Source organism: Alistipes sp. AF48-12, from assembly GCF_003477565.1.
Taxonomy (GTDB): domain Bacteria; phylum Bacteroidota; class Bacteroidia; order Bacteroidales; family Rikenellaceae; genus Alistipes_A; species Alistipes_A hominis.
Genome location: NZ_QUDJ01000045.1, coordinates 1 through 2,224, shown reverse-complemented (window position 1 = coordinate 2,224; position 2,224 = coordinate 1). Strand labels below are relative to the sequence as shown.

4 protein-coding genes are annotated in these 2,224 nt (G+C 41.0%); all 4 read right to left on the bottom strand.

The features are described from left to right. On the bottom strand, nucleotides 1-199 hold a 199-nt coding region (locus DW082_RS14075), incomplete at its 3' end, for an SMI1/KNR4 family protein (RefSeq protein WP_147387086.1). Nucleotides 200-252: 53 nt separating this feature from the next. Continuing rightward, nucleotides 253-777: a hypothetical protein gene (locus DW082_RS14070; RefSeq protein ID WP_118032937.1), complete on the bottom strand. Its 525-nt coding sequence runs from the start codon at nucleotides 775-777 to the stop codon at nucleotides 253-255. Nucleotides 778-841: 64 nt separating this feature from the next. Continuing rightward, complete coding sequence (locus DW082_RS14065) at nucleotides 842-1,144, bottom strand: DUF6966 domain-containing protein (RefSeq protein WP_118032936.1); 303 nt, start codon at nucleotides 1,142-1,144, stop codon at nucleotides 842-844. A gap of 159 nt (nucleotides 1,145-1,303) precedes the next feature. Continuing rightward, the coding region (locus DW082_RS14060; RefSeq protein WP_118459183.1) for a mobilization protein at nucleotides 1,304-2,224 on the bottom strand (921 nt) is incomplete at its 5' end.

The following is a 2,224-nucleotide window of genomic DNA, read 5'->3' as shown; positions in this document are numbered from 1 at the left end:
CTCCATTTCCTATTTCAGAAATAAAAGTTCTGTAATCATCAGGAAGAGTTATACAATGTTTATGCTCAAACTCCTTAATATCTTCTTCAGATAGACAAGGATTATAAGACACCTCTTGTTCCTTTACTCCAAAAGATGCAAATTCTTTATGGCGTCTTATGAAAGCCAATTTTTCTAATATTTCCTTTTTTTGATTCATAATCACTAATGTTTGGCAGCGTTCCGCTTATTCAGTCGGTTTGCTGTTTGTTACTAACGTTTACACATCGAATAGAGATTTATTTTATCTTTGAACATCTGTTCCGATTCTTTATATCCTTGCATTTTATAATATTCAAGTAAAATATCCGGATGCTTATTCAGTAAATAATAATCTATTAAACAATTTGCAACATCAAGATAATCATGCGTTTTACAACGCTGCTTATATTCGTCTTCCGAGATTTCAAGTTCATTTAATATATAATCTCGCTCCGACTCATCTATAACAATTTCTTCGTTTTCCCACTCTAAAAGCACGTATTTGCAAAAAGCCCTAAAACTATCCGATAAAAGATAAGTATATAAATCTTTTATTGATAATTCTTGAAAGTTACACTTACAGAGCAAAGTATTACATTCGGAGATGTAATCTTCAAGGTTATCAATTCGTGCTTCCTCCCAAGAGTCATTTTCTTTACAGAAATAAAGTTGTGGCAACTCTTGTTGAATTGTTTGCCATAGTTCTTTCAATTCTTTACTTTGAAGTAGTCTTTCAATTTCTATTCGATTTACCATATTTTTTGCAAGTTAGTAATGTCTGGCGGATAATCGACCTTGAAAAGGTCGATTTATCCGTATGTTACTGACTTTTCTCTGAATTATTAAGTTCAACAAAAAATTGTACCATTCTATTGTATAATCTATCACGTAGCTGGTCTAATCTATTGTTTTCATCAATGCAAATGATACCATTTCTCATTAAAACCAAATCTGTAAATGATCCCATTCCACCAAATAGACCTTTAATTTCTCTTAGCCAATCCTTTGGGGAAGAAACATTGGCTGCATACAATCTTTTGAGAGTGATTATCCAACCAGTTTCACCCACAAATTCTAATAACTCTATTATTTCTAAAAGGATTTTTCTTAATTCTTTTTCCATATTTCCTTTTTATTTCTTCAGTCAGTAACATTGTGCTAACAGCGAAATCGGCTGTTATTTTCTTCAAGTATATCACCTTGCGAACAAATATAAAAAAAGTGCAGTACACCACGAACAGCGTACCGCACTTTTTTCGGCAAATCGGGCAGGATTTAACATTTATAGCTTGAATCCCTTGCCTTTCCTTTGCGGTTGTATAGGTCGGCGTATGTTCTGCCTTAACTTCTCGAACTGTTCCTTGAACCACTCGGCAATGGGCTTTCGGTCGATGGCAAGAACCAATTTAGTCCCGTCCGTGGGGTCTTTCAGCACTTGGAAACCTGCCCTTTCGGTCGTGAATTTCCGTCCGTGTTCCTCCGAGTAGAGTTCCCCTGCATACTCCAACGGCTTTCCCTTGACGAGCGTTGCGGTCTGCCTTTCATCGAACCCGACAAGGCGGCAGAGGTTTTCGATACGGAGCATTTCACGGAAATAGGGAAACCATGCTGCCGCCCTTGCGATTACCGTTTTCAGAAACGATATTTCCTGCTTGTGCCTTGTGTCCTTGTCGGCTATCTCCCTGCCGTGCTTTTGCTGCATTTCCCGTATCTCCCTGCTGTGGTCTGCCTGCATGGTCTGTATCCTATCTTGCAGGGCTTCGATGGTTTCCTCGTGGTCGGCTACCTCCTTATGCAGGGCGGTGTTCTCCCTTTCCAGCGTCTTGACCTTGTTACTGCCGAAAAGAGAACCGACGCTCTCGGCGATGTTGGCGGCTGCGGTGGTTGCCGCCCCTTTCAGCTTCTCGGTCTGTATTTCTTTTTTCGCCCGTCTTAGTTCCTCCTGTGCCGTTTCTTTCTGCTGCTGCAAATCCACCACTTCCGCTTTGAGGTCGTCGGAGAGTTTCTGTATATCCCGATAATACTGCTGCGTGGACTTGTGGCGAGCTTTCGAGCCGTCTATGCCCCTTTGCAGCCCGTATTTCGCCATCGCCACGGCATAGGTATCTTGGTAGGACTTCAATTTCAGCCGTGTCATAATATCGTCTGCGCACAGCCTCACGGTGTCGGTCGGCTTCTTGCGGTATCGCTTCTTCGTCTGTTC

Coding starts and splice junctions, on each gene's coding strand:
- DW082_RS14065 (WP_118032936.1), bottom strand. CDS start 1,144: ATGGAAAAAGAATTAAGAAAAATCCTTTTAGAAATAATAGAGTTATTA.
- DW082_RS14070 (WP_118032937.1), bottom strand. CDS start 777: ATGGTAAATCGAATAGAAATTGAAAGACTACTTCAAAGTAAAGAATTG.